Consider the following 1015-nt stretch of genomic DNA (forward strand, 5'->3'; position numbering starts at 1 on the left):
GATCGCCAGCATGGTCTGCTCGACCTGCTCGCCGCGGGCCAGCGTCTGCTTCTCCATCTGGCCGTCGGCCCAGTAGGCGTCGAGGGTGGCGGCGGCGGTGACGAAGGCCGGGTTGTTGCCACGGAACGTGCCGTTGTGCTCGCCCGGCTCCCAGATGTCCAGCTCGCCCTTGAAGAGGCAGAGCGACATCGGCAGGCCGTAACCGCTGATGGACTTCGACAGCGTGACGATGTCCGGGACGATGCCGGCCTCCTCGAAGGAGAAGAAGCCGCCGGTCCGGCCGCAGCCCATCTGGATGTCGTCGACGATCAGGAGCATGTCCTGGCGGTGGCACAGCTCCTGGAGCGCGCGGAGCCACTCGGCGCGGGCGACGTTGATGCCGCCCTCACCCTGCACGGTCTCCACGATCACGGCGGCGGGCTTGTTCAGACCGGAACCCTGGTCCTCCAGAAGCCGCTCGAACCACATGAAGTCGGGAACCGTGCCGTCGAAGTAGTTGTCGAACGGCATCGGGGTGCCGTGCACCAGCGGGATGCCGGCACCGGCCCGCTTGAAGGCGTTGCCCGTCACGGCGAGCGAACCGAGCGACATGCCGTGGAAGGCGTTGGTGAACGAGACGACGGACTCGCGGCCCTTGACCTTGCGGGCGAGCTTCAGCGCCGCCTCGACGGCGTTCGTGCCGGTCGGGCCGGGGAACATCACCTTGTAGGGCAGGTCACGGGGCCGCAGGATCACGTTCTCGAAGGTCTCGAGGAAAGCCCGTTTGGCCGTCGTGGCCATGTCCAGGCCGTGGGTGATGCCGTCGCGCTCGATGTAGTCGATCAGCGCGCGTTTCAGCACCGGATTGTTGTGGCCGTAGTTGAGAGATCCGGCACCGGCGAAGAAGTCGAGGTACGAGTGTCCGTCCTCGTCGGTGAGCCGGGCACCCTGCGCACGGTCGAAGACCGCGGGCCAACCGCGGCAGTAGCTCCGTACTTCCGATTCCAGGCTCTCGAAGACACTCAGGGCGGGCGGG

At 67.1% G+C, this 1015-nt stretch carries 1 protein-coding gene; it reads right to left on the minus strand.

The features are described from left to right. Nucleotides 1-1015, minus strand: a 1015-nt coding sequence (gene ectB / locus ACWD04_RS34040) for a diaminobutyrate--2-oxoglutarate transaminase (RefSeq protein WP_451137594.1), incomplete at both ends; no start/stop codon positions are given.

This window comes from Streptomyces sp. NPDC002911, from assembly GCF_053591835.1.